We start from the raw sequence: 22,884 nt of genomic DNA on the forward strand, positions 1-22,884 counted from the left end.
ACATGGCACTGGAAGACGCAAAAAATCAGGTGGATGAGGCGTTCACCAACCCGGACCTCAAAGGGTTGTCATTCGAGAACACCTTTGGCGGTGCAACCTCGTTCCTGCGGCGGCTTTACACCAAGGACCTGAAGGGTGTTGATATTGCCGTGACCGGTGTGCCGTTCGATCAGGCGGTGACCAACCGCCCCGGCACCCGGCTGGGGCCCCGCGCAATCCGCGAGGCTAGCGCATTGCAATCACCGGATGCGCCCTATGGCTGGCCGTTTGATGCGCTTAGCGAGTTGGCAATCGTGGACTATGGGGATGTGGCCTATGACTACGCCAATATCCCGGCTTTTCCCGACACGCTGACCGATCATATCCGAGCCATTCTGGAGGCCGATGTGGCCTCGGTTTCACTGGGCGGGGATCACTATATCAGCTTTCCGATCCTGAAAGCCTATGCCGAGAAATATGGGCCGATGTCCTTGCTTCAGTTCGATGCGCATACGGATACCTGGGCCGATGACGACATGACCCGCGTGGATCACGGGACCATGTTCTACAAGGCGGTGAAGTCGGGGATCGTCGACCCCAAACGCTCGGTTCAGGTCGGTATCCGCACCACAAATGAGGATACGCTGGGCGTCAACATCATCGATGCACGCGAGGTCTACGAGTCCGGCCCCGCTGCCGTGGCACAAAAGATAAAAGGCATTCTGGGCGACAGCCCGGTCTACCTGAGCTTTGACATCGACGGTCTGGACCCGGCCTTTGCCCCCGGCACCGGCACGCCGGTCTGGGGCGGGCTTAGTTCTATTCAGGCGCAAATCATCCTGCGCGACATTGCCGGGATCAACATCAAGGGCGGGGACGTGGTCGAGGTGTCTCCACCCTATGACACCTCCGGGGCGACGGCGATTGCCGGGGCACATGTGGCGACACAGATCATTTGCCTGCTGGGGTGGAACAAGCTGGTGCCTTAACCATTGGTTAGCCATCTTTCCGGTATCAGGTTAACCAAAAGGCCGGACGGGAGACATACGGGCATGACAGAGTTTAACCAACCCATCAGCGGCAACGATCTGGCGCGGTTTTCCGGGCCGAACACGTTCATGCGGTTGCCGCAGACAGACTCGCTGGCGGGTCTGGATGTGGCCGTGTTGGGTATCCCGATGGATATCGGCACCTCATGGCGGTCGGGAACGCGGTTCGGACCCAAGCAGATCCGCAGTGAAAGCGCGATGATCCGGCCCTATAACATGGCCAATTCCGCAGCTCCGTTCGACAGCTTGCAAATTGCGGATATCGGCGATCTGGCGATCAATACGTTCTCGCTGGCCGATAGTCTGACGATCATCAAGGAAAGCTATGACGCCATTTTGGCGCAAGGTGTGATCCCGGTTGCCATGGGCGGCGATCACTCGATCACTCTCCCGATTCTGCGGGCGATAGCAGCTAAACGGGGGCCGGTAGCCTTGGTCCACGTGGATGCCCATGCCGACGTGAATGACGAGATGTTTGGCGAGAAGGAGACCCACGGAACCGTCTTCCGCCGCGCCTATGAAGAGGGGTTGATCGCCCCCGACAAGACCTTCCAGATCGGCATTCGTGGCTCGGGCTATGCAGCGTCGGATTTCACCGAGGCCAGGGGCTGGGGCTTTCGCCAGTTTCCGGCGTGGGAGCTATGGCAGCAGAACCTGACCGAGATCGGGTCGCAAATTCGAAAGACTGTCGGGGATCATCCGACCTATATCTCCTACGACATCGACAGCCTCGATCCATCCTTCGCCCCCGGTACCGGAACGCCCGAGATCGGGGGTCTGACAACACCACAGGCGCTGCAACTGATCCACGCGCTGGCCGGGATGAACGTAGTGGGTTGTGATCTGGTCGAAGTCTCTCCGCCCTATGACCCCACGGGTAACACGGCGCTGACGGCCGCAAACCTGTTGTTCGAGATGCTGTGCATCTTGCCCGGCGTGACGTCACGGTAAGAGGATCGGCATCTTGCCCAACGCGTCTGTCCGCATATTTTTTGCGAAAAGAACTGGTTAGGGATGAAGATAACGGTGTTTTGGCTGTTCGTCGGTCTGGTGGTGCTTTTGGGTGCCTATATTCGTTTGGCCCCGTCCGATCCCGGGATATGGCATGTTGTACCCGTGGGTGACAGTGACCTCGACATGCGAGGCGGCGTCATTCGGGTGATTGAAACCGGGCCGGACGGCTTGGCTCGGCTGGACGCCATTGCAAGGGGTACGCCGCGTACCACCGTGCTGGCCGGATCATTGGAGGAAGGGATGATCACTTATGTCACCCGGACCAAGGTGATAGGTTTTCCCGACTACACAACAGTTCAGCAGGATGTGGATAACTTGCGCATCCACGCCCGCCTGCGTTTTGGGCGGTCAGATTTTGGGGTTAACCGAAACCGCATTGATGGCTGGTTGGCTGCTCTGCGACCTTGACGACAAACACCCTTCCTGCACTTCGCGCCACATCGGCACGTTCAGCGACATCTGGCACTGGGCGGTGAACATGCGTCCATCCACCTGCAGGCAGATCATCTCTCCCAGTTCGATGCGCGATCCCGATTTATCGGTGCAATAACAGTCCTGAACCTTGCCTTTGGGGCCGACAACATCAGCCATGGCAGGGGTCGCGCACAGCAGGAAAACAAGCGCCAAACGTGTCATACGCGGCAGCTTAGCACAGGGACGGCCCTTGACCAAAGCCTCGGATTAAGAGACACCGCGCGGATGATCCCCGAAGAACGCCTTGAACAGATAACCCAGCGATTCCAGTACCTCGAAGCGGCTATGGCAGATGGCGCCTCGGGCGGGGATATTGCGGCTTTGGCCAAAGAGTATTCTGATCTCAAGCCAGTGGTCGATCAGATCATGGCCTGGCGGCAGCTAGTTGCTGATCTGGCCGAGGCCGAAGTGATGCTGACCGACCCTGACATGAAAGAACTGGCCGAAGAGGAAATCCCCGACCTTCGGGCCCGTATCCCTGAGGCGGAACATGCTTTACAACTGGCGCTGTTGCCCCGGGATGAGGCCGATGCGCGGCCTGCGATGCTGGAAATCCGTCCAGGCACTGGCGGCGACGAGGCGGCGCTGTTCGCGGGTGACCTGCTGCGCATGTATCAGCGCTATGCCGAAGGACGCGGATGGCAGTTCGAGATTATCGAGGAACAAGCGTCGGATTTGGGCGGGATCAAAGAAGTGGTGGCCCATATAAAGGGCGATAATGTCTTTGCCCGGATGAAATACGAATCCGGAGTACACCGGGTGCAGCGTGTCCCGGAAACCGAAAGCGGCGGGCGAATCCATACATCGGCCGCCACCGTGGCGGTTCTGCCCGAGGCCGTGGATGTGGACATCCAGATTGACGCCAATGACATTCGCATCGACACCATGCGCAGTTCCGGCGCGGGCGGGCAGCACGTGAACACCACCGACTCGGCTGTTCGGATCACGCACATGCCGACCGGTTTGGTGGTGACCAGTTCCGAGAAGTCCCAGCATCGCAACCGCGAGATCGCGATGCAGGTGCTGAAAACGCGCTTGTATGATCTGGAACGGCAACGGATCGACAGCGAACGCTCGGCGGATCGCGCCAGTCAGGTGGGTTCGGGCGACCGGTCGGAACGGATCAGGACGTATAATTTCCCGCAGGGCCGCATGACGGATCACCGCATTAATCTGACTTTGTATAAGCTGGATCAGGTCATGCAGGGCGATCTGGACGAGGTGATCGACGCGTTGACCGCCGACGATCAGGCGCGTTTGCTGGCGGAGATGGCGCTATGATCGCGGCTTTGACAGCAGCGCAGGCAATGGTCGCCGCCACCGCGCGCCTGCGTGCCGCAGGGGTGGCCGATCCGGCGCGGGATGCGCGGGTGTTGCTGGCCCATGCCGCGCGGATCGAGGCCAGCCGTGTCACGCTGATCGCACCCGAGGAACTCTCGCCCGAAATTGCCGAACGCTATGACCAGCTGATCTCGCTGCGGGCCATTCGGGTGCCGGTGTCGCATTTGCTGGGTGAGCGTGAATTCTATGGTCGCCAGTTCCGAGTAAGCCGTGACGTGCTGGACCCGCGGCCCGAAACCGAAACCCTGATCGAGGCGGCGCTGAGTGAACCGTTCGATCATGTGTTGGATCTGGGCACTGGCTCAGGCTGCATCCTGATCACGCTGCTGGCCGAGCGCACCAGCGCCACTGGCATCGGCGCGGATCTGAGCGAATCCGCCTGCCTGCAAGCCAGCGCCAACGCGGTGCAGCATCAAGTACAGGGACGCGTCGAGATTTTGCACTCGGACTGGTTTGAGAACATAGAAGGGGAATTCGACCTTATTGTTTCCAATCCGCCCTATATCTCGCTGTCCGAAATGAACGACCTGTCCCCGGAAGTGCGCGAGCACGAGCCCCGCATGGCCTTGACGGATGAAGGCGACGGGCTTGGAGCGTACCGCCGTATCGCGGCCGCAGCGCCGGATTACCTGATGCCGGGCGGGCGGATTCTGGTCGAAATCGGTCCTACGCAGGGTCAAAGCGTCGCACCTTTGTTTCAGGCAGCGGGATTGGCCGAAACGCGGATCATCCCGGATCTGGACGGCCGTGATCGTGTAGTTCTGGCCAGAATGCCGTAAACACGGCGTCAGGTGAGGCCGAAAAGCGCCGATTAATGTAAAAAAGCTGCGATTTTTTAGACAAACCTCTTGTCTGCGCGCGCTGGACATGCTTACTCAGAGATAGTCGGAGAGGTTGACGCTGTTTCAGCGGGCCCCTGACGCCAAGCCCAAAAAAGTCGACATCGCGTGACGGCTAAAGCCATTGAGCAGTGCAGGACGCGACTTCATCGGCACCGAATGACAAGGCTGACGTAAAGTAAGATGAGATCTTCCAAATCCCGCTCGCGGGCCAAGAATAACCGCAATCGTCCTTCTGGCGGCAACGTTGTTAACCGGGTTTTTGATAGCTCGGGTCCTGAAGGCAAGGTGCGCGGTACGCCCCAGCAAATCATTGATAAATACAATCAGTTGGCGCGCGACGCCCAGCTGTCGAATGACCGTGTGGCCGCCGAGAACTTTCAGCAGCACGCCGAACACTACCTGCGCCTTCTGAGCGAAGCGCAGCGCGAGATGGAAGCGCGTCGCGAGGAGCAGGAGCGCCAGAATCGCGAACGGCAGGCCGAGCGTGACCGTGAACGCGCCGAACGTCAGGAACGTGAAGCGGCCCGCCAGGCCGACCCGGCCGATGCGCCGCAGCCCGACGTGATGGATTTCGGTGCACGCGAGGCCGCGCCCGAAAGCGGTTTGGTCGAGACGCCGGAAAACAAAGGGGCCGAGCCGGCCCCGGCGCCGGAGAAAAAGGAAAAACCTGCCCGTAAGCCACGGGCACGCAAACCCAAGGCAGCACCTGCCGAGGATGCGCCCAAGACGGATGGGGATGCGCCGGAAGCGGCCGAGTAAGCGCTGGTACAGAAATTGCAAAAGCCCCGGGATTTCCGGGGCTTTTTCTTTTGCATTCAGCCTTTTTTCACTTCGCGGGTCAGCGCGCAGAATGCCTCAAGCGGCACTTGCTCGGCCCGTTCGGTGGGCTGGATGCCTGCCGCCAGCAGGCGATCTTCGATATCTGGCGCAACACCTTTCAGTGAGGCGCGCAACATTTTACGGCGCTGGTTGAAGGCGGCAGCCACAACGCGCGACAGCGTCGCGGCGTCCGCGGGATAGCGGGGCTCGGGTAAGGCGGTCAGATGGACCACTGCGCTGGACACCTTGGGCGGCGGCGTGAAGGCACCGGGGGGCAGGGACATGGCGATACGCGCCTCGGCCCGCCATTGAGCGAGGATGGCGAGGCGGCCATAGGCCTTGCTGCCGGGCTGGGCGACGATACGCTCGGCGACCTCGCGCTGGAACATCAGGGTGAGGCTCTGCCAGAAGGGCGGCCATTCGGGCGGGGTCAGCCAGCGGACCAGCAACTCGGTGCCCACGTTGTAGGGCAGGTTGGCCGCAATTCGGATCGGCGGCGTCAGGTGCGCCAACGGGTCGATTTCCAAAGCGTCGCCATTGATCACCTCAAGCCGACCGGGATAGGCGGCGGCGATGTCGTTCAGGGCGGAGATGCAACGGGTGTCTTTTTCGACCGCCACGACCTTGCGTGCGCCTTCGGATAGCAGCCCGCGGGTCAAACCTCCGGGACCGGGGCCGATTTCCAGCACGTCGCAACTCGTCAGGTTTCCGGCCTGACGCGCGATCTTGGCCGTCAGGTTCAGGTCCAGCAGGAAGTTCTGGCCCAGCGATTTGCGGGCCGAGAGCTGGTGTGCCGCGATGACCTCGCGCAGAGGGGGGAGGTTGTCTATTGCGCTCATGATCCGGTTACCGTGGCGCGGGGTGCGCCGATGATTTTGCCTTTGGCTGAGGTATTTTCAGCCAAGAGACGGGTCAAGCGCTTTGTGCCATGCGTTGCGCCAGTTTCAGGGCCTCGATCAGGCTGGTGGGGGTGGCGACGCCTTTTCCCGCGATATCCAGCGCGGTGCCGTGGTCGGGTGACGTGCGAATGAAGGGCAGGCCCAGCGTCACGTTCACGCCGCGATCAAAATCCAGCGTCTTGATCGGGATCAGCGCCTGATCGTGATACATCGCAATCGCCGCGTCATAAGTCGCGCGAGCGGCGGCGTGGAACATCGTGTCCGCCGGGTGCGGACCAGTGACCGTACAGTCGTCGGTGGTCAGATCTTCGATCAGCGGGGTGATCCAGTCCAGCTCTTCCCGCCCCATCTTGCCGCCTTCACCAGCATGAGGGTTCAGTCCCGCAATGGCGATGCGGGGATGTGAGATACCGAACTCGCGGCGCAGGCCTTCGGCAGTGATGGAGATGGTTTCGCGCAGCAGGTCGGGTGTTAGGGCCACCGGCACCTGCGAAAGGGGGATGTGGATGGTTGCGGGCACCACGCGCAATTGGTCGCTAGCCAACATCATCACTACCCGTTTGCGATCCGCGAGGGCGGCCAGAAACTCTGTATGGCCGGGATAGCCAAACCCGGCCCCGTCGATCAGGGCCTTTTTGTGGATGGGCGCAGTGCACAGCGCCGAGGCCGCGCCGGATTGTACCAGCGAGACACCTTGTTCAATGGCGTCGATGACGTAGGGCGCGTTGGCCGGGTCCGGCTGACCCGGTGTGTTGGGGGCCGGAAAATCCAGATGCAGAACCGGCAGGGCGTTGGCGCAGGTATTCGCGACTTCGGAAGGGTGCGAGATGCGCGCAACTGGTGTGTCGGGCGGCAAATGGGTGGCGTCACCGATATAGAAAAACGGGCAGGTGTCGCGCAGTTCCGACCACGCCTTGGCTGCGATTTCCGGCCCTATACCGGCCGGGTCTCCGCAGCTGAGCGCGATCGGGGTTGTCATTGTTCGACGATGGTTGCTTCGGCGCGCAGCTGCGCCAACAGGCTGCTCGCAAAGGCCTCCAGCCGTTGTTGGGTAAGCGCGTTTGCCACGTCTGTGCGCGTCGTCTCTTCGCCCAGATCACGGGTGCGGGTGCAGAGCATCAGGAACATCAAGGTCTGGCCGTTGTTTCGGGTCAGCGTTGTGGAGACTTCGTTCAGATCCAGCTTGGCAAGCTCCAGCGCCACGTCGCGGGGAATCTCGCCAGGGCTGGCCTGAATACGCTGCAGCACTTCGGCGGGCTGATCCTTGGCTATGCCGTAGAGGTCATCGCAATTGTCGATCTCTTCCCTCAGCCGGGCCGCCTTGGCCAATGTGTCGGCGCTGCGGCCACCGGGCATGTTGTAGATCGCATAGTCGATTTCGGAATAGCGGGTGGTGCCTGTCGCAACCTCGCGCAGGCCGCGCATCTGGAACAGAGCGATGGCGTTGGGCAGGGTCAGCGGTTGGGTGATGTCGCCGTTTTTCAGCCCGATGATCACCGGTTGCAGCGCCGGTGGCAGGCTCGAGAGGTTCAGCCAGTCCAACCGTCCGCCATTGTCGCGCGTGGCAGCGGCCGAATACTGAGTCGCTGCAGCTGAAAAAGCATCAAAGCCTTCCAACTGGGAAATCTCATCGGCCAGAAGCTCGGCTTGGGCCACGGTCTGCTGGTTCACCGGGATGATGATTTCTGACAACAGGACCTGCAGGCCGCCGCTGTCGGTTTGCCCCAGCGCGCGGTTGATCTCGTCATCGGTTGGGCGCGCCTGCGACAGGAAACGCGCGCTGACATAGTCGCGCCAGGTAATTTGGTCGGCGACGAAATCACGAACTGTTTCACGATCGACGCCCTGATCGGCCAGCAATTGCAGGAACTGATCGGTCGACAACTGTCCTCGTGCGGCAAATTCGTCGATTCCGACTTGAATGTCTTCGGGCGCGGCCTGAACTCCGGCGTCGCGCATGACCTGTTTGCGCAGCCGTTCGTCTATCAAAGTATTGCGCACTGCGTCCTCGGACGCGCCGGGTGCACCCAGAGCGGTCAGGAACTGTTGCCGCTGGTCCAGCTCGTACCACGTGATGATATCCTGATTGACCTTGATCGCCGGCGAAAACAGGCTTTGCGCATCGGCCTGAGGCGACGTCAAAGCCAGCATTGCCCCGACCAGCACAGGGGTGACCGGTTTTAGCCAACCGGAGCGAAGGAAACTGGTGAAACCTGAAATCAACTGCATCTTCTCTTGTACTGTTGGCCGCCACTGTTAACGGAATAACCCGTCAGGGCTACGGTAAAGCCGAATTCTGTCGAAGGCTCAATACTTGATGACGAGGTATAGCGCCTGCTGACGTTCATGTTAACCTGAACACATTCATTCTGATACGTGACCCCCAACCCATAGCGGATCGGTTCGGACTCGCTTAGGTCATAGCGTGCCAGGGCGGTAGTGTTCCAGTTCTGATCCACACGGTAACGTCCGGTCAACCAGACCTCGGAAATCTCGTCATCCACGTTTTCCGCCGGATCTGGCTCTTGCCAGACATAACTGCCGATGACGCCCATTGTCGGCTGCTGCCATGCGGCGCGGAGTTCGGCCTTGGCAAAGCTGAAATCCCCGTTCAAAAGGCCGCGCCCGGCCAGAGACCAGCCATTTGCGGTCTGAATCTGACCGGCCAACAGCAGATCCGAGCTCGTGCCCTGCAAACCGGAGGTCAGGTTGAAATTTGGGTCGGCATCGGCGCGAAACACCTGGCCGATCGTGGCCAAAGCCCGCCAGTTGCCTGCGGAATAGCGCGACCAGTTGACGCCAATGACGCCGGTCAGGCCGTCTTCGCGCTGGTCCGGTGCCGGAAACCGGGACAACGACAACAGATTACCCTGATCGAATTCCTGAAAGGTGCTTTCGTCGTCGGGGACATCGTCGTCGGTCACATGGGTCCAGCCGACCTGGGCAATCGGTTCAAGAATCTGGGTCGCTCCGGACGTTTCCCGTTTTCGCATCGGATAGCGCAGCGTCAGCGCCGCACGGGGGGTGGCCCGGGTCACCTGATCCGGGAAATTACTGTCGTGGCGTATGTTGAACGTATCAACCGACGTACCCACACGCGCCTCGGCCCGCAGACCTGACGCGTAGGTCCAGTTGCGCAGCCATTCCGCATCAAAGGTGGCGCGAGCGATATCGCGACCGAGGACGTCTTCGTCGCTGGTACGCTCATGCGCGTGCGTGACGAAACTCAGCCGGACCTCGCCACCCAGGGTCGTGGGGAACATGCGTTTCTGATAGTACAGGTCGAAGACCCGGGACGGGATTTCATCCTGATCTTCGCTGTCGCGCAGGGTTTTATAGTGGATAAAACTGGTGCGGAACGCGGTGTCGCGCTTGATCCGCTCAAGGGCGACCTCGCTGCGCAGCCGGTCGAGATCAGGCAGGCCGTAGTCAGCCAGATAGGCGTCGTCGGACGTGGTTCTGATGTTGAACAGGAACCTGTATCCGTCGTTCAGGTTGAACCAGCCATTGGCGAACAGGTATCCCCGATCCTCGCCTTGTTGCAGGTCGTCGCGGGTATAGGCGCCCTCAAGCTGGATGCGGCCGTTCTTGAACGCCTGCCGAAAGCGCAGCCCAAGCGTTTTGGTCTTGGACGAGACATAGGGGGTTAGCGTCAGGTCCTTGTGATCCCCCAGCTTGATGAAGTACGGCACCTGCACGCCGGTTCCCAGTTGTGATGTTGTTCGGATCGACGGCACCAGAAATCCGGTGGCGCGTTCCAGGGTCGGGTCCGGCAGCCGCAAATAGGGGAAATAGAACACAGGCACGTCCAGCACCCGCAGCTGCGCCCCTTCGAAATAGAGCTGACGCTCCAGTTGATCATGTGTGACCTTTCGGGCGCGAATCTGCCAGATCGGTGGTTTGCCATTGGCGCAGACGTGGCACGAGGTGGCAGAGACCTTGCTGAACTGCGTATATCTGCCCGCTGCGCGGGTGGCCTGAACCGAGGCGATTTGAACCTGCTGGTCAAACACCATACGGGCACCGATCAGCAGACCGTTCTGAATACTGTCATCCAGTTCCGCCGAATCCGCCAGGATCGTCGTCGCTCCGGCCTCATCGATCCGGATCGGCCCCTCCAGTGTCAGTGCGCCGGTCTCGCGGTCATAGGTGATGCGGTCGGCAGTGATTTTGACATCGCCCTGAAAGGCCTCGACATTGCCTTCGGCCACCAAAACGCGTTCGGGCGTGATGAAAATCTCGTCCGCTACCAGCAGGGCGGGCTGGTCTTCCTGTTGGACATCCTGCGCCGGACCGGGAGTAGGTTGGGTTTGTCCCACGACACCGGTTGGCAGTGCCAGCGCTACGGCGCCTGACAGCAGAAGGTGGGATATGATCCGCATCAGCCGTCCTCCGCATGAAGCAGAAGGCCGAGGGACAGAAGAATGGCTGCAAAGGGCGGGGCCCAGGCCGCGACGACGATTGGCAATTGACCGTTTTCCCCAAGTATTTGGGCAAAGTTGCGAACGAAGTAGATGGCAAAGCCCAGTAGAACGGCGGACAGAACCGCTATGCCAGTACCGCCAAAGCGCACATGGCGCATGGTGAAGGCCGCGCCGATCATCACCATCGCCATCAGAAATAAGGGCCGCGCAAGCTGTACCTGCAGCCAGACCTCATATTGTTTGGTGGAAAAACCAGCCTCCCGGAGGTCGCGGATCAGTTGGGGCAGGTCGTAGACCGAGACCGAATCCTGCTGGCCCAGCGTGTCCAGGATGCGTTGCCGTGTCAGGGTGGTCGGGATTTCGATCTGCGCGTGCACCTCGGCTTTGGATTCGGGGTTCACGTCATCGGCCAGAGCCCAGATTTTCGCGTTGGACAGAATCCACGACCCGTTTGAAAGCCGCGCCTGATTGGCAACGATCTGCTGCGTCGGTTTGCCATCCGGTGAAAACGAGATGATTGTTACCCAGGTCAGCTCCAGCGTGTCGGCATTCGTGGTGCCGCGGGCGTGAATTACTGATTGCCCTTCTGCTGATCCCTGCCGCAACCACAGCCCTTCGCTGGTGATGGACAGGGCGGAATCGCCCTTGTTCTTATAGGTGTCGGAGAGGCGCTGAAACTCCTCGGACGTGGCGGCGGTTATCGGGTTCAGCAAAGCGACTGCAAGGGCACCGATTACCAGCGCCAGTGTCACGGGCGCCAGCAGTGCCCGGATGCCAGACCGCCCGATGGCGCGGGTCACAACCAGTTCGGAACTTCGCGCCATCCCGACAAACAGCGCGATGGTGGACAGGATAACAAGCAGCGGAAGCATTTCGCTGATCGCCGCTGGTGTATTCAGCAAGGTCAGATGCAACAGCGTGCCGAAGGACAGGTTTTCCGAGTCGAACCGACGGGCCTGTTCAACCAGGTCGATCAGAATCAGCAAGGTCAGGAAAATGCCGCCGATGACCAGAAAGCTTTGAATGAACCGGCGGGCGAAATAACGGTCGAGGATCACGAATGTGCCTCCGCCCAGCGGGCATTCTTGGGGAAACGGGTGATCATCGGGCCGGAATCACCTTCGCCTGCGCGGATGCGCACCGGCTTATGCCTGCCCTGTCTCGCCAACTCGTTCTCCCCCGATCCTGCCGGAATTTTTCGGGGACTGTAATGCAATTGGCGCGCGGGGAAAACTGCTATCTGGTCAAGCCGACCGGCGCGGGCTAGGTCTTGGGGAACAGATTTTGAGGAGTTTGCAATGAGCAGTCTTGTACCGATCCGGTTTCAGCCCTTTGACGTGGACATAATGGCACAGGCGGAAGGGCGTGTGGTTGTGATCGTATCACCCGAGGGCAAGATGAGCCCTGCGGTACGTCGCGCCAACCGTCTGACCCGCGGGGCGGTTGCTCGGCTGATTGAAAGTGCCCGCTTCGACAAGGTCAAATCGGGTGATGTGATCTCGTTGGCGTGGCCCGGCGGAATGGTGGCCGAGGCGCTGGACATCCTGATTCTGCCGCGCCGTCCCGACACGGCCGAGGCACGTAAGGCCGGTGCCGCGCTGGCCAAGCTGGCGGGTGGCAAAGCCCTGTGGGTGATGGCGGGCAATCAGGTGCGCACCGAGGACATCGCCATGGGCATCGCCCTACGCAGCTATGACTTCGACGCGCACAAGACCAAGGAGTCGGACGAGGTCGGAACTGTCACCGTAAGCCACCAGAAAGCCGATGAGGTCGAAGCCGCCTTTACCCCGCAATACGCGGTGGCCGATGGTGTGCGCATGACCCGCGATCTGACCAACGAACCGGCCAACGTTCTGACCACGACCGAATTCGCCGACCGTCTGGTCGAGATGAAAGACCTGGGCCTTGAGGTCGAGGTTCTGGAAGAGGACAAGCTGGAAGAACTGGGGATGCGCACGCTGCTGAGCGTTGGGCAGGGCTCGGTCAGCCCCTCGAAGGTTGTGGTGATGCAGTGGAACGGTGGCGATAAGGACGACGCGCCGCTGGCCTTGGTCGGCAAGGGTGTGGTGTTCGACACCGGTGGTATCTCGCTGAAGCCTGCAGGTGGCATGGAAGACATGACCATGGATATGGGCGGCGCAGGTGTCGTTGCAGGAACCATGCGCGCACTGGCCAAACGCAAGGCGAAGGCCAACGTGGTCGGTCTGGTCGGTCTGGTCGAGAACATGCCCTCGGGCAATGCCACGCGCCCCGGCGATGTGGTCAAATCGATGAAAGGCGACACGGTCGAAATCATCAACACCGATGCCGAGGGCCGTTTGGTTCTGTGCGACGTGATGTGGTACACGCAGGAGCGGTTCCAGCCGGTCGGCATGATCGATCTGGCAACGTTGACCGGTGCGGTCATCATCGGGCTGGGGCATGAGAATGCCGGCGTCTTCTCGAACAACGACACGTTCTGTGATGCCTTCCTTAAATCAGCCAAGGCCGAGGATGAGGGCGCATGGCGGATGCCGCTGGGCGAGGCCTATGACAAGAAACTGAAATCGCGCATTGCCGATATGAAGAATGTCGGCGGTCGCCCGGCGGGCTCGATAACCGCAGCGCAGTTCCTGCAACGGTTCGTCAAAGAGGACACGCCGTGGATTCACCTCGATATCGCGGGTGTGGCGTCGGTGTCGTCCGAGACCTCATACGCGCCCAAAGGGGCCACCGGTTGGGGCGTTCGCGCACTCAGCCGTCTTGTGCAGGACAATTTCGAGTAATCCTATGGGCGCCGTCTATTTCTACCACCTGACCCGCCAGCCGCTGGAACACACCTTGCCGGTTCTGTTGGATAAGGCGCGACAGGCCGGGTGGAAGATCGCCGTGCGGGGCACCGATCCCGCGCGGATGGACTGGCTGGATGAAAAGCTGTGGCTGGGACCTGACGAAGGGTTCCTGCCACATGGCCGCGAAGGTGGCGCGCATGACGCGGCGCAGCCCATTTTGCTGACAACCGGACCCGTGGCCGCCAACGAACCGGCCTGTGTCATGGCCGTGGACGGGGCACCGGTGGAACCGGATGAAGTGGCGGCGTTGGAACGGGTCTGTATTCTGTTCGACGGCAATGATGGCGAAGCTGTTCAGCACGCGCGGGGGCAATGGAAAGCCCTGACCGGCGCGGGCTGCGCGGCGCAATACTGGTCCGAGGAATCGGGCCGGTGGGAGAAAAAGGCCGAAGCATAAGCCGCGGGCTTCAAAACAAATCTCAGGAGAGCGACAGATGGAAATGAAGCCGTTGGGCCGCACCGGCATTATGGTGACCGACCTGTGTCTTGGCACGATGACCTTTGGCACGCAGACCTCTGAGGCCGATGCCCACACGCAAATGGACGTGGCGCTGGAAGCCGGAATCAATTTCGTCGATACTGCAGAGATGTACCCGGTTAACCCGATCTCGAAAGAGACCGTGGGTCGGACCGAAGAGATCTTGGGCAATTGGAACGCCGCCAACCCGTCGCGGCGGGGCGACTATGTTCTGGCGACCAAGCATTCGGGCGCTGGGTTCGCTCATGCCCGCGATGGTGCGTGGATCTCGGGTGAAACCATTCCCGAGGCGATTGAAGGCTCGCTGCGGCGCTTGCAGACAGATTGCATTGACCTCTACCAGTTTCACTGGCCGAACCAGGGCAGTTATATGTTCCGGCAGAACTGGAACTATTCGCCATCGGGACACAACACTAACGAAGTTCTGGACAACATGCAGGATTGCCTTGCGGCGCTGCAGGCGCAGGTCGACAAGGGCAATATTCGCGCCTTTGGCCTGTCGAACGAAAGCGCCTGGGGCACCGCGCAATGGTTGCGGATTGCCGAGCAGATGGGCACGCCGCGGGTGGCTTCAGTGCAGAACGAATACTCGCTGCTTTGCCGCCATTTCGATACGGATATGGCGGAACTCAGCGTGCACGAGGATGTAGGGCTTATGGCCTTTTCGCCGCTGGGAGCGGGCTTCCTGACCGGCAAATACCAGGGTGGATCGGTTCCCGAAGGCTCGCGTATGTCGCTTAACACTGAAATGAGTGGGCGGAAATCAAATCGGGTCTTTGACGCAGTTGCAGCCTATCTTGAGATCGCCGATCGGCATGGGCTGGACCCGGTTCACATGGCGCTGGCCTGGTGTCGGACGCGTCCGTTCATGATGTCCGCCATTTTTGGAGCGACCACCGTGGCTCAGTTAGAGCATATTCTGGCCGGAAAAGACCAACGGTTGTCGGATGAGGTTGCGGCCGAGATTAGCCAGGCGCACCGCGCGTACCCAATGCCGTATTAAGGGGATTGCCCCCGCCTCGCTGTACGCGATCCGGGGGTATATTTCTGGCCTGTATAAGCGGATTCCGTCAGTGATGGGTGGGCTGCGTGCGCTCTTGCCTCAGGTCGCGGGCCGACAGGCCGTGGGCGGTGCGGAAGGCGCGGGCGAAGCTGGACTGAGAGGCGAACCCCGTGGCAAGCGCCACGTCCATCAGCGGCAAGTCGGTGTCGGTGACCAGACGGCGGGCCTCGGCCAGGCGCAATTGCAGGTAGTGATCCTGCGGCGTGGTATTCAGGCGCAGGCGGAATTGCTGTTGCAGGGTGCGGGGGCTGGTGCCTAGGGTTTCGGCAATATCAGCCAGCGGAAGCGGTTCGTCGAGGGACGATTCCATCAGCGAATTCGCCTTGGAAGTCAGCGCGGTGTGGCGATGAGGGGCTCCGGTTCGGCTTTGCGGTTTTGCGGGGTCCGGCATGCCGTCATAAAGAAACAGGCCGGACACACGTGCGGCAAAACCTGCACCGTGGCGGGCGGCGATGATGTGCAGCATCATTTCGACCGCCGGGATCGCACCACCTGACGTAAGGCGGTCACCGGACACGGTGAACCGGTCAGGGCGCACGTCCACATGGGGGAAACGGGCCGCAAAATTGTCGAGGTCCTCCCAATGGGTCGTGGCGGTGTGGCCGTCGAGCAGTCCGGCCTCGGCGAGCAGCCAAGGCCCCCCGTCAATGCCGGCCATCGTGGCGCCGGTCCCCGCGATGCGGCGCAGGCCGGCCAGCAGGCTGGGTGTGGCGTGACGCGCCAGTTGGAATCCGGCCACCACGATCATCAGATCGCAACTTTGCAACCTTGCCAAGGGGATGCCTGGCACGTTCAGCGCGCTTGTCAGCATCGCTGGCTCTGCTGTTGCGGTCACATAGTTCCAATCGAATGCCGGACGGTCAGCCAACCGGTTGGCCGCGCGCATCGGATCAACCGCCGAGGCGAAGCTGAGTGTATTGCATTCGTCCAGCACCAGCACCGCCGTTTTCAGGGCGCGATGTTCGGGTTGGAGTATGTTTTTTGCGGATTTCATCAAGTTCGATTCGCATTCTGGCAAGTGTTTCCACAAGGCTGCGTCAGAGTTGAGGGTAACGCAAATCGGAATCCGGGGAGAAGCCTGGGGAAAACCCAAGGCAAAACCGGGTATAACTTGGGGAAAACGCCATGCCTCTGGAAATGAACCGCGAAGTCTTCATCACCTGCGCCGTTACCGGCTCTGGTGGAACACAGGATCGCAGCCCGCACGTGCCGCGCTCGCCGCAGCAAATTGCCGATAGTGCCATTGCCGCGGCCAAGGCGGGGGCAGCCGTGGTGCATTGCCATGTGCGGGACCCCGAGACCGGCGTACCCAGCCGCCGTTTGGACTTGTATCGTGAGGTGACGGACCGCATTCGCGATGCCGATGTGGACGTGGTACTGAACCTGACCGCCGGGATGGGCGGCGATATCGTGTTCGGTGGCGTCGAAAACCCGTTTCCGGTGAACGAGGCGGGGACTGATATGATCGGGGCCTCGGAACGTGTGGCCCATATCGCCGAGTGCCTGCCCGAGATTTGCACCTTGGACTGCGGCACCATGAACTTTGCCGAGGCCGATTATGTCATGACCAACACCCCCGGCGCGTTGCGCGCGATGGGGCAGATGATGACTGATATGGGCGTTAAACCCGAGATTGAGGCGTTTGACACCGGTCATCTGTGGTTTGCCAAACAATTGGTGAAAGAGGGCATTCTGGAACCCAATGCTCTGGTCCAGCTGTGCATGGGGGTGCCGTGGGGTGCGCCGGACGATCTGAACACCTTCATGGCCATGGTGAACAATGTGCCGGACGATTGGACCTTTAGTGCGTTTTCATTGGGTCGTAACCAGATGGCCTATGCGGCGGCCGCGGTTCTGGCAGGCGGCAACGTGCGCGTGGGTCTCGAGGATAACCTGTGGCTTGGCAAGGGTGAACTGGCCGAGAACTGGCAGCTTGTCGAACGTGCCAACACAGTGGTGTCGAATATGGGCGCGCGAGTAATCGGGGCGCAGGAAGTACGTGAGAAGCTGGGGCTGGTGAAGCGGGCGCCGATGGCTGCTTAGGGGCACTTGTCAAGGGCGAATTGGGGGCCAACCCCCAAACCCCTAGAGTATTCGAAAAGAAATAAAGACGTGATGCCTGAGTGCGCTTTGAGAGGCTTTCAGGCTGGAGGAATGTTGATGAGAACAGCAGCTATCATCGGTGGTGGCGTGATTGGTGGCGGATGGGCCGCTAGATTTCTACTGAACGGCTGGAACGTCCGGGTGTTCGACCCGGACCCCGAGGCCGAGCGCAAGATTGGTGAGGTTCTGGACAATGCGCGGCGGTCGCTGCCGGGGCTGAGCGATGTGCCTTTGCCGCCCGAAGGTGTGCTGACCTTCCATGATGACATGGCCGAGGCGGTGCAGGGTGCCGCGTGGATTCAGGAAAGCGTGCCAGAGCGGCTGGACCTGAAACTCAAGGTCTACAAGGGTCTGCAAGAGGCGTGTGATCCAGAAACGATCATCGGGTCTTCGACCAGCGGGTTCAAGCCGTCCGAATTGCAGGATGGTGCTCTGCGCCCGGAGCAGATCGTGGTGACGCATCCGTTCAACCCCGTCTATCTGTTGCCGCTGATCGAGCTGGTGCCAACAGACAAGAACGCGCCTGAGATGGTTGAACGCGCGCAGGAGGTTCTGAAATCGGTCGGTTTCTTTCCGCTGCACGTCAAAAAGGAAATCGACGCGCATATTGCCGACCGCTTTCTTGAGGCCGTCTGGCGCGAGGCGCTTTGGTTGGTCAAGGATGGTATCGCCACCACAGAAGAGATCGACGAGGCGATCCGGATGGGTTTTGGTATCCGCTGGGCGCAGATGGGTCTGTTCGAAACCTACCGTGTGGCGGGTGGCGAGGCCGGTATGCGGCATTTCATGGCGCAGTTCGGGCCTGCGTTGCAATGGCCTTGGACCAAGCTGATGGATGTGCCCGAGTTCACGGATGAACTGGTCGATATGATTGCCGATCAGTCGGATGCGCAATCGGGGATGCATTCGATCCGCGAATTGGAACGTATCCGCGACAACAACCTCGTTGGTATGATGCGGGCGCTGAAGGCACAGAACTGGGGTGCGGGTGCGGTGCTGAACCAGCATGACGCAGCGCTGAAACCCGGCGCGCTGCCGACGATGGACCAGGCCGATCTGAGCCAGCCGATCCTGACCGTTTCGCGCGCGGTGCCGTTGGATTGGACCGACTATAACGGTCACATGAACGAGGCACGCTACCTCGAGGCCTTCGCTGACGCGACCGACCGGTTCATGGAGATCATCGGTTGTGACGCGGACTATATCGCCTCTGGTGGCAGCTATTTCACCGCTGAAAACCACATTCGATATATCGATGAGGTTCACGCTGGCGCCAAGATCGAAATCCGCACGCAAATGCTGCTGGGGCAGGGCAAGAAACTGCATGTCTTTCACGGCATGTATGAGGGCGACAAGCTGATCGCTACAGGAGAAAGCTTCCTGCTGCATGTTAGTCTTGAATCCCGTCGCCCCAGCGCTCCGTCGGCCGAAATCGAGGCCGCAATGTCCCGCATCGCCGAAGCACAGGCTGGCTTGCCGTATCCGGAAGGCGCCGGTGCCGCGATCCGGAAACCGGCATGAGCGGGCGCGTTCTGATCACGGCCGGTGCTTCCGGCGTCGGCCGGGCCATGGCCGAAGCCTTTGATGCAGCTGGCGCGCAGGTATGGGTGGCGGATGTGGACAAGGTCGCGCTGGACGGTTGTCCTGCGCATTGGCAGCACTCTGACGTAGACGTGGCGGACGAAACTGCCGTGTCTGCGCTGTTCGCAGAAATCGAGGCCGCGTGGGGCGGGTTGGATACGCTTTGTGCAAATGCAGGCGTTGCTGGGCCAACCGCTTTGGTCGAGGACGTGGCGCTGGACGATTGGCGGTTCTGCCTTGGGGTCAACCTTGAGGGGGCATTCCTGTGCTCGAAATACGCGGCACCGATCCTCAAACGGCAACGCGGCGGAGCGGTAGTGATCACGTCATCCACCGCCGGGCAATACGGATACCCCAACCGCGCGCCCTATGCGGCGGCGAAATGGGGCGTCATCGGGCTGGGCAAGACGCTGGCGATGGAGCTTGGCCCACACGGTGTGCGGTGCAACGTCATCTGTCCCGGTGCGGTTGAAGGCCCCCGGATGGAGGGCGTGCTTGCCCGCGAAGCGACTGCCAAGGGCATGACCCGCGATCAGGTTTATGACGGCTACGCTGCTGGCACCTCAATGGGGCGGTTCGTCGAAGGGCAGGATATCGCCAATATGGCCGTGTTCCTCTCCTCGGATGCGGCGCGGTTGGTGTCGGGTCAGGTGATAGCCGTAGATGGTCATACGGTGAACCCCGACCCAAAAATCTAAACCGAACTAGCCCTGATTTGGCCCGCGAAACTGGCGGATGGTCTGACGGACCGCCTGCCAGTCCTGCGCTTGCTGCATATTCCCGGCGGCTTCGCACTCGCGCATTTTCTTGGCAGCTTCCGCCTCGGCCTGATCACCATGAGCGGTATAGAGCGCTCGTGCATATTGAGCGGTTTGTAGTGCGTCCATTCCTATCGTCCTCCCGTCTGTGATCGGAATACCCGAAGGTTCGCGCCGAAGGACGATAGCACAAGAACGCCGCTGGTGCATCCTCAACTCTGGGGTGGGCCGGAAATTGCCGCGCGAAGCTGTCTGAGATGGTCAGGAAAGTCGCGCGCGGTCAGGTCGGCCTCGCGTACCAGGTGGTCGAAATGGCGTGTGAACATCTCGACCCGGTCGCGGTCGCGGAAGGCCATATAGTGGCTGCCTGCGTAGAACACGCACAGGAGAGGGCCAAAAATGGTCACCGGAGCCGAATAAAGTCTCTTTGCATCAAAAAGATAGATGCGCAGGCGGGGGTAGAGCTGTTCGCAAATCTCCAGCAGGTGGTCAATCTGTTCCAGCCGTATTTGGGGGCAGAGACCGTCGTAATAGCCCGAGGCATGGGTGAAACTGTCGATTTCATAAAGCGGCATGGCGATTTCATAATCCGACTGGGCGCTGCGCATCCATGTCAGCCGGTCCTCTGAGGCGCCGATGGCCTGATCCGCAGTTCGACCCAGATGTGGCGCGTATTCCCATTCCAGCAAGGCGCGTGTCTTTAACATATCGGGCAAAGTCGCTGGAACGTAACGGATTTTATAGCCCGCGGCCTCCTGGTGCCATTCGAAAATACGCTCATCGACCAGCGCGCGGGGGGCCTCGGTCATGGTCAGGGAGCTGGCCAGCAATTCCGCCGCACTTTCCGGCCGGTTCGACAGGCTCAGCAGCCAGTCAGCAGACACACCAAGGGCCGAGGCGCAGCTGCCCACCACATGCGCATTCGGCAGGCGCGCGCCCTCATCAGTCAAAAGCTGCGATACGGTCGAGCGATCCACACCGATATGTCGCGCTAACGCACTCTGACTGACGTGACGCTCTTCCATGGCCCGGGCGAGTCGCAGGCGGAACTGCGCTGCGCGGTCTCGTTTGTCGATTTTATCCTGCATTTGGTGGAAAATATCACAGATGATGAGTTTTGTTAATCATATTCAGAATTTTCAACGGGCGCCGCAACCCGTAATTTTAAATACATAACAATAATATGGGTGACGGAATGGAAACACGACGAAGATCAGTCGTGAAAGCGGTGCTGTGGAATGTAATGGGCCTGGTTGTGATGACGCTGGTGGGTTTGTTGGCCACCGGGTCGGCGGCGATTGGCGGTACGCTGGCGATTGTGAATACGGCCATCGGTCTGACCATGTACGTGATTTACGAACGTATCTGGGCGGGTATTTCGTGGGGCCGCAATGTTTAGGGCATCAACCCCCGAGTGGGGCACATTGGCCCTGATCGTGGCGTGTTACAGCGCGTGGCTGGCCGTGGTGTTTCTGCTGCCGCTGTGGCTGGCGATTCCGATGATGGCAGTGGTGGCAGCGCTGCATTCTTCACTTACGCATGAGGCGCTGCATGGGCACCCGTTTCGTACAAGGTGGCTGAACGAGATGCTGATGGCGCTGCCGTTGACCCTGTTCATCCCGTATCAGAGGTTCCGCGACCTGCATCTGGCGCATCACCGGGATGACACGCTGACCGATCCCTATGACGACCCCGAATCCAACTATCTGGACCCGCAGGTCTGGAGCACCTTGCCCGGTTGGCAAAGGCGGTTACTGAGTGTGAACAATACTCTGCTGGGACGGATCGTGTTGGGTCCGGCCATCGGGCAGGTCGCATTCATACGCAATGAGTTGCGTGGTGGTCGTGAGGTACTGCAGGCTTGGGCACTGCATCTGCCCGGAGTCGCGGCGGTCCTTTGGATTGTCGCGCAGTCCCCAATACCGATCTGGGCCTATGTGTTATCCGCCTATTTCGGATTGGGGTTGGTGAAAATCCGTACCTTTCTGGAACACCGCGCGCATGAGAACTCTGGTGCCCGTACGGTGATCATCGAAGATCGTGGACCACTGGCTTTTCTGTTTCTGAACAACAATCTGCACGTTGTTCATCATATGAAACCCGGAGCGCCTTGGTATCGGTTGCCCGCGCTTTACCGCGCTGACAAAGAGCAATATCAAGCCCGGAATGAGACGTATGTCTACCGTTCATACGCACAGATTTTCCGGTCATACCTCCTGCGAGCGAAAGACCCGGTGGCGCATCCTCTATGGCCAAAGGGTTGATTTAACGACACAAGGGAAGCCATGAGTTTATGGATTCCCGTTACAATCGCGGCCGCCTCGTTCCAGACCGTGCGATTCATGCTGCAAAAGTCGCTCAGCACCGTAAAGCTGACTGCGGCTGGTGCAACCTTTGCCCGGTTCGCCTATTCCTTGCCGCTGGCCCTGCTGGGTCTGGTTGTGGCGCTGCAGGCGACCGGGTTCAGCCTGCCACCTCTGACTGGGAAGTTCTGGCTGTATGCTGTGATCGGTGGAACGGCGCAGATTCTGGCAACCATCTGCGTGGTGGCCCTGTTCAAGCAACGCAACTTTGCCGTTGGGATTACCTTCAAAAAGACCGAGGTGATCCAGACCGCCATTGTCGGATTTCTGGTGCTGGGCGATCGGGTATCGGCTGGGGCGCTGGTGGCGATTCTCCTGGGCCTGATGGCGGTGTTGCTGCTGTCGAAATCACCCGGGGGCGATGGGGTGTGGTGGAAACACCTGACCAACCGCGCCTCGCGGCTGGGGCTGGGGTCGGGGGTGCTGTTCGCGTTTTCCTCGGTCAGTTATCGCGGGGCTTCGCTGGAGCTTGGCGATATCGACGCTTGGTTCCGCGCGCTGGTCACGCTGGCTGTCGTGGTGACGTTCCAGTTCCTCAGCATGGGGATCTGGTTGTTGTGGCGCGACCGCGCTGAACTTCTTGCGGTGTGGCAGACCCGCCGAACTAGCGTTTTTGTCGGCCTGACCAGCCTGTGCGGCTCGTTCTGCTGGTTCTTTGCTTTCACGCTGCAGAACGCGGCCTATGTCAAGGCGCTGGGGCAGGTAGAGCTGCTGCTCAGCCTGTTCGCTTCGCTGCTGTTTTTCCGTGAAACCATCACCCGGCGAGAGATCGCCGGGATGACGTTGCTTGGCGTGTCGATACTGGCGCTGGTGCTGGCAATTTAGGTCGTGTTTGATTTCAGGATCGCAGAACCACCGGTTTTCTG

At 60.4% G+C, this 22,884-nt stretch carries 24 protein-coding genes; 15 read left to right on the plus strand and 9 right to left on the minus strand.

The window, feature by feature from the left end; all coding sequences use genetic code 11:
* Positions 1–2: 2 nt before the first annotated feature.
* The 3 genes from speB (AC2FEE_RS15000) to AC2FEE_RS15010 all read left to right on the plus strand — a co-directional run bounded on the left by speB (AC2FEE_RS15000) (position 3) and on the right by AC2FEE_RS15010 (position 2,450).
* Complete coding sequence (speB, locus tag AC2FEE_RS15000) at positions 3–968, plus strand: agmatinase (protein WP_496866133.1); 966 nt, start codon at positions 3–5, stop codon at positions 966–968.
* A 63-nt stretch (positions 969–1,031) separates the two neighbouring features.
* Positions 1,032–1,979 carry an agmatinase gene (gene speB / locus AC2FEE_RS15005; RefSeq protein WP_496866134.1) on the plus strand — a complete coding sequence of 316 codons (948 nt, stop codon included), beginning with the start codon at positions 1,032–1,034 and terminating at the stop codon, positions 1,977–1,979.
* Between the two features lie 63 nt (positions 1,980–2,042).
* On the plus strand, positions 2,043–2,450 hold the full coding sequence (locus AC2FEE_RS15010) for a DUF1499 domain-containing protein (protein ID WP_496866135.1): 408 nt from the start codon (positions 2,043–2,045) through the stop codon (positions 2,448–2,450).
* Here the strand turns inward: AC2FEE_RS15010 and AC2FEE_RS15015 are convergent.
* On the minus strand, positions 2,391–2,678 hold the full coding sequence (locus tag AC2FEE_RS15015) for a hypothetical protein (RefSeq protein WP_496866136.1): 288 nt from the start codon (positions 2,676–2,678) through the stop codon (positions 2,391–2,393). The two genes, AC2FEE_RS15010 and AC2FEE_RS15015, sit on opposite strands and share 60 nt — an antisense overlap.
* Positions 2,679–2,741: 63 nt before the next feature.
* On the opposite strand from AC2FEE_RS15015, the gene prfA reads away from it, so the two are divergent.
* The 3 genes from prfA (at position 2,742) to AC2FEE_RS15030 (ending at position 5,458) form a co-directional block, all read left to right on the plus strand.
* Positions 2,742–3,797: a peptide chain release factor 1 gene (prfA, locus tag AC2FEE_RS15020; protein WP_496866137.1), complete on the plus strand. Its 1,056-nt coding sequence runs from the start codon at positions 2,742–2,744 to the stop codon at positions 3,795–3,797.
* Positions 3,794–4,636 (plus strand): peptide chain release factor N(5)-glutamine methyltransferase, encoded by an 843-nt coding sequence (gene prmC / locus AC2FEE_RS15025; protein ID WP_496866138.1) that lies wholly within the window; start codon positions 3,794–3,796, stop codon positions 4,634–4,636. Before prfA ends, prmC begins: the two co-directional genes overlap by 4 nt.
* 243 nt (positions 4,637–4,879) lie before the next feature.
* Positions 4,880–5,458, plus strand: a complete 579-nt coding sequence (locus tag AC2FEE_RS15030) for a DUF4167 domain-containing protein (RefSeq protein ID WP_496866139.1) — start codon at positions 4,880–4,882, stop codon at positions 5,456–5,458.
* 56 nt (positions 5,459–5,514) lie between these two features.
* Here the strand turns inward: AC2FEE_RS15030 and rsmA are convergent, their stop codons facing one another.
* The 5 genes from rsmA to lptG form a co-directional block, all read right to left on the minus strand.
* Positions 5,515–6,357 carry a 16S rRNA (adenine(1518)-N(6)/adenine(1519)-N(6))-dimethyltransferase RsmA gene (gene rsmA / locus AC2FEE_RS15035; protein WP_496866140.1) on the minus strand — a complete coding sequence of 281 codons (843 nt, stop codon included), beginning with the start codon at positions 6,355–6,357 and terminating at the stop codon, positions 5,515–5,517.
* 73 nt (positions 6,358–6,430) lie between these two features.
* Positions 6,431–7,396 carry a 4-hydroxythreonine-4-phosphate dehydrogenase PdxA gene (pdxA, locus tag AC2FEE_RS15040; RefSeq protein ID WP_496866141.1) on the minus strand — a complete coding sequence of 322 codons (966 nt, stop codon included), beginning with the start codon at positions 7,394–7,396 and terminating at the stop codon, positions 6,431–6,433.
* Positions 7,393–8,646 carry a peptidylprolyl isomerase gene (locus tag AC2FEE_RS15045; RefSeq protein ID WP_496866142.1) on the minus strand — a complete coding sequence of 418 codons (1,254 nt, stop codon included), beginning with the start codon at positions 8,644–8,646 and terminating at the stop codon, positions 7,393–7,395. The genes pdxA and AC2FEE_RS15045 overlap by 4 nt, the downstream gene beginning before the upstream one ends.
* Positions 8,637–10,799, minus strand: coding sequence for an LPS-assembly protein LptD (locus tag AC2FEE_RS15050; protein ID WP_496866143.1), 2,163 nt, complete (start codon positions 10,797–10,799; stop codon positions 8,637–8,639). Before AC2FEE_RS15050 ends, AC2FEE_RS15045 begins: the two co-directional genes overlap by 10 nt.
* Positions 10,799–11,899: an LPS export ABC transporter permease LptG gene (gene lptG, locus AC2FEE_RS15055; protein WP_496866144.1), complete on the minus strand. Its 1,101-nt coding sequence runs from the start codon at positions 11,897–11,899 to the stop codon at positions 10,799–10,801. The genes AC2FEE_RS15050 and lptG overlap by 1 nt, the downstream gene beginning before the upstream one ends.
* Positions 11,900–12,139: 240 nt before the next feature.
* On the opposite strand from lptG, the gene AC2FEE_RS15060 reads away from it, so the two are divergent.
* From AC2FEE_RS15060 to AC2FEE_RS15070, 3 genes are read left to right on the plus strand one after another with little or no spacing between them, the layout of a single operon-like run.
* Positions 12,140–13,606 (plus strand): leucyl aminopeptidase, encoded by a 1,467-nt coding sequence (locus AC2FEE_RS15060; RefSeq protein WP_496866145.1) that lies wholly within the window; start codon positions 12,140–12,142, stop codon positions 13,604–13,606.
* 4 nt (positions 13,607–13,610) lie between these two features.
* On the plus strand, positions 13,611–14,069 hold the full coding sequence (locus AC2FEE_RS15065; protein ID WP_496866146.1) for a DNA polymerase III subunit chi: 459 nt from the start codon (positions 13,611–13,613) through the stop codon (positions 14,067–14,069).
* A 37-nt stretch (positions 14,070–14,106) separates the two neighbouring features.
* Positions 14,107–15,153: an aldo/keto reductase gene (locus AC2FEE_RS15070; protein ID WP_496866147.1), complete on the plus strand. Its 1,047-nt coding sequence runs from the start codon at positions 14,107–14,109 to the stop codon at positions 15,151–15,153.
* A 67-nt stretch (positions 15,154–15,220) separates the two neighbouring features.
* Here AC2FEE_RS15070 and AC2FEE_RS15075 read toward each other — a convergent pair whose 3' ends face one another.
* Positions 15,221–16,207, minus strand: a complete 987-nt coding sequence (locus tag AC2FEE_RS15075; protein WP_496866148.1) for a GlxA family transcriptional regulator — start codon at positions 16,205–16,207, stop codon at positions 15,221–15,223.
* A gap of 131 nt (positions 16,208–16,338) precedes the next feature.
* Here AC2FEE_RS15075 and bcoG point away from each other — a divergent pair, with 131 nt between their 5' ends.
* From bcoG to AC2FEE_RS15090, 3 genes are all read left to right on the plus strand, one after another.
* Entirely contained in the window at positions 16,339–17,256 is a 918-nt protein-coding gene (gene bcoG / locus AC2FEE_RS15080; RefSeq protein WP_496866149.1) for a 3-dehydrocarnitine:acetyl-CoA trimethylamine transferase BcoG, read from the plus strand.
* Between the two features lie 117 nt (positions 17,257–17,373).
* Entirely contained in the window at positions 17,374–18,837 is a 1,464-nt protein-coding gene (locus AC2FEE_RS15085) for a carnitine 3-dehydrogenase (RefSeq protein ID WP_496866150.1), read from the plus strand.
* Positions 18,834–19,595, plus strand: coding sequence for an SDR family oxidoreductase (locus AC2FEE_RS15090; RefSeq protein ID WP_496866151.1), 762 nt, complete (start codon positions 18,834–18,836; stop codon positions 19,593–19,595). Before AC2FEE_RS15085 ends, AC2FEE_RS15090 begins: the two co-directional genes overlap by 4 nt.
* Before the next feature lie 6 nt (positions 19,596–19,601).
* Here AC2FEE_RS15090 and AC2FEE_RS15095 read toward each other — a convergent pair whose 3' ends face one another.
* Positions 19,602–19,784, minus strand: a complete 183-nt coding sequence (locus tag AC2FEE_RS15095; RefSeq protein ID WP_480589400.1) for a hypothetical protein — start codon at positions 19,782–19,784, stop codon at positions 19,602–19,604.
* 83 nt (positions 19,785–19,867) lie between these two features.
* On the minus strand, positions 19,868–20,743 hold the full coding sequence (locus AC2FEE_RS15100) for a helix-turn-helix domain-containing protein (protein ID WP_496866152.1): 876 nt from the start codon (positions 20,741–20,743) through the stop codon (positions 19,868–19,870).
* Between the two features lie 107 nt (positions 20,744–20,850).
* Here AC2FEE_RS15100 and AC2FEE_RS15105 point away from each other — a divergent pair, with 107 nt between their 5' ends.
* From AC2FEE_RS15105 to AC2FEE_RS15115, 3 genes are read left to right on the plus strand one after another with little or no spacing between them, the layout of a single operon-like run.
* Entirely contained in the window at positions 20,851–21,054 is a 204-nt protein-coding gene (locus AC2FEE_RS15105) for a DUF2061 domain-containing protein (protein WP_496866153.1), read from the plus strand.
* The gene (locus AC2FEE_RS15110; protein WP_496866154.1) at positions 21,047–21,919 is read left to right on the plus strand and encodes a fatty acid desaturase; all 873 of its coding nucleotides are present in this window, start codon (positions 21,047–21,049) and stop codon (positions 21,917–21,919) included. Before AC2FEE_RS15105 ends, AC2FEE_RS15110 begins: the two co-directional genes overlap by 8 nt.
* A gap of 21 nt (positions 21,920–21,940) precedes the next feature.
* Positions 21,941–22,843 carry an EamA family transporter gene (locus AC2FEE_RS15115; RefSeq protein ID WP_496866155.1) on the plus strand — a complete coding sequence of 301 codons (903 nt, stop codon included), beginning with the start codon at positions 21,941–21,943 and terminating at the stop codon, positions 22,841–22,843.
* The last annotated feature ends 41 nt before the right edge of the window (positions 22,844–22,884 follow it).

The organism is Ruegeria sp. YTSC199 (assembly GCF_059609725.1).

What these genes read in the sequence shown, in the direction of transcription:
- AC2FEE_RS15090 (WP_496866151.1), top strand. Translation starts at nt 18,834, where the DNA reads ATGAGCGGGCGCGTTCTGATCACGGCCGGTGCTTCCGGCGTCGGCCGG.
- prfA (WP_496866137.1), top strand. Translation starts at nt 2,742, where the DNA reads ATGATCCCCGAAGAACGCCTTGAACAGATAACCCAGCGATTCCAGTAC.
- AC2FEE_RS15085 (WP_496866150.1), top strand. Translation starts at nt 17,374, where the DNA reads ATGAGAACAGCAGCTATCATCGGTGGTGGCGTGATTGGTGGCGGATGG.
- prmC (WP_496866138.1), top strand. Translation starts at nt 3,794, where the DNA reads ATGATCGCGGCTTTGACAGCAGCGCAGGCAATGGTCGCCGCCACCGCG.
- AC2FEE_RS15105 (WP_496866153.1), top strand. Translation starts at nt 20,851, where the DNA reads ATGGAAACACGACGAAGATCAGTCGTGAAAGCGGTGCTGTGGAATGTA.
- AC2FEE_RS15070 (WP_496866147.1), top strand. Translation starts at nt 14,107, where the DNA reads ATGGAAATGAAGCCGTTGGGCCGCACCGGCATTATGGTGACCGACCTG.
- AC2FEE_RS15075 (WP_496866148.1), bottom strand. Translation starts at nt 16,207, where the DNA reads ATGAAATCCGCAAAAAACATACTCCAACCCGAACATCGCGCCCTGAAA.
- AC2FEE_RS15095 (WP_480589400.1), bottom strand. Translation starts at nt 19,784, where the DNA reads ATGGACGCACTACAAACCGCTCAATATGCACGAGCGCTCTATACCGCT.
- speB (WP_496866133.1), top strand. Translation starts at nt 3, where the DNA reads ATGGCACTGGAAGACGCAAAAAATCAGGTGGATGAGGCGTTCACCAAC.
- AC2FEE_RS15115 (WP_496866155.1), top strand. Translation starts at nt 21,941, where the DNA reads ATGAGTTTATGGATTCCCGTTACAATCGCGGCCGCCTCGTTCCAGACC.
- bcoG (WP_496866149.1), top strand. Translation starts at nt 16,339, where the DNA reads ATGCCTCTGGAAATGAACCGCGAAGTCTTCATCACCTGCGCCGTTACC.
- AC2FEE_RS15050 (WP_496866143.1), bottom strand. Translation starts at nt 10,799, where the DNA reads ATGCGGATCATATCCCACCTTCTGCTGTCAGGCGCCGTAGCGCTGGCA.
- AC2FEE_RS15010 (WP_496866135.1), top strand. Translation starts at nt 2,043, where the DNA reads ATGAAGATAACGGTGTTTTGGCTGTTCGTCGGTCTGGTGGTGCTTTTG.
- AC2FEE_RS15015 (WP_496866136.1), bottom strand. Translation starts at nt 2,678, where the DNA reads ATGACACGTTTGGCGCTTGTTTTCCTGCTGTGCGCGACCCCTGCCATG.
- AC2FEE_RS15030 (WP_496866139.1), top strand. Translation starts at nt 4,880, where the DNA reads ATGAGATCTTCCAAATCCCGCTCGCGGGCCAAGAATAACCGCAATCGT.
- rsmA (WP_496866140.1), bottom strand. Translation starts at nt 6,357, where the DNA reads ATGAGCGCAATAGACAACCTCCCCCCTCTGCGCGAGGTCATCGCGGCA.
- AC2FEE_RS15045 (WP_496866142.1), bottom strand. Translation starts at nt 8,646, where the DNA reads ATGCAGTTGATTTCAGGTTTCACCAGTTTCCTTCGCTCCGGTTGGCTA.
- AC2FEE_RS15065 (WP_496866146.1), top strand. Translation starts at nt 13,611, where the DNA reads ATGGGCGCCGTCTATTTCTACCACCTGACCCGCCAGCCGCTGGAACAC.
- pdxA (WP_496866141.1), bottom strand. Translation starts at nt 7,396, where the DNA reads ATGACAACCCCGATCGCGCTCAGCTGCGGAGACCCGGCCGGTATAGGG.
- AC2FEE_RS15100 (WP_496866152.1), bottom strand. Translation starts at nt 20,743, where the DNA reads ATGCAGGATAAAATCGACAAACGAGACCGCGCAGCGCAGTTCCGCCTG.
- speB (WP_496866134.1), top strand. Translation starts at nt 1,032, where the DNA reads ATGACAGAGTTTAACCAACCCATCAGCGGCAACGATCTGGCGCGGTTT.
- AC2FEE_RS15060 (WP_496866145.1), top strand. Translation starts at nt 12,140, where the DNA reads ATGAGCAGTCTTGTACCGATCCGGTTTCAGCCCTTTGACGTGGACATA.
- AC2FEE_RS15110 (WP_496866154.1), top strand. Translation starts at nt 21,047, where the DNA reads ATGTTTAGGGCATCAACCCCCGAGTGGGGCACATTGGCCCTGATCGTG.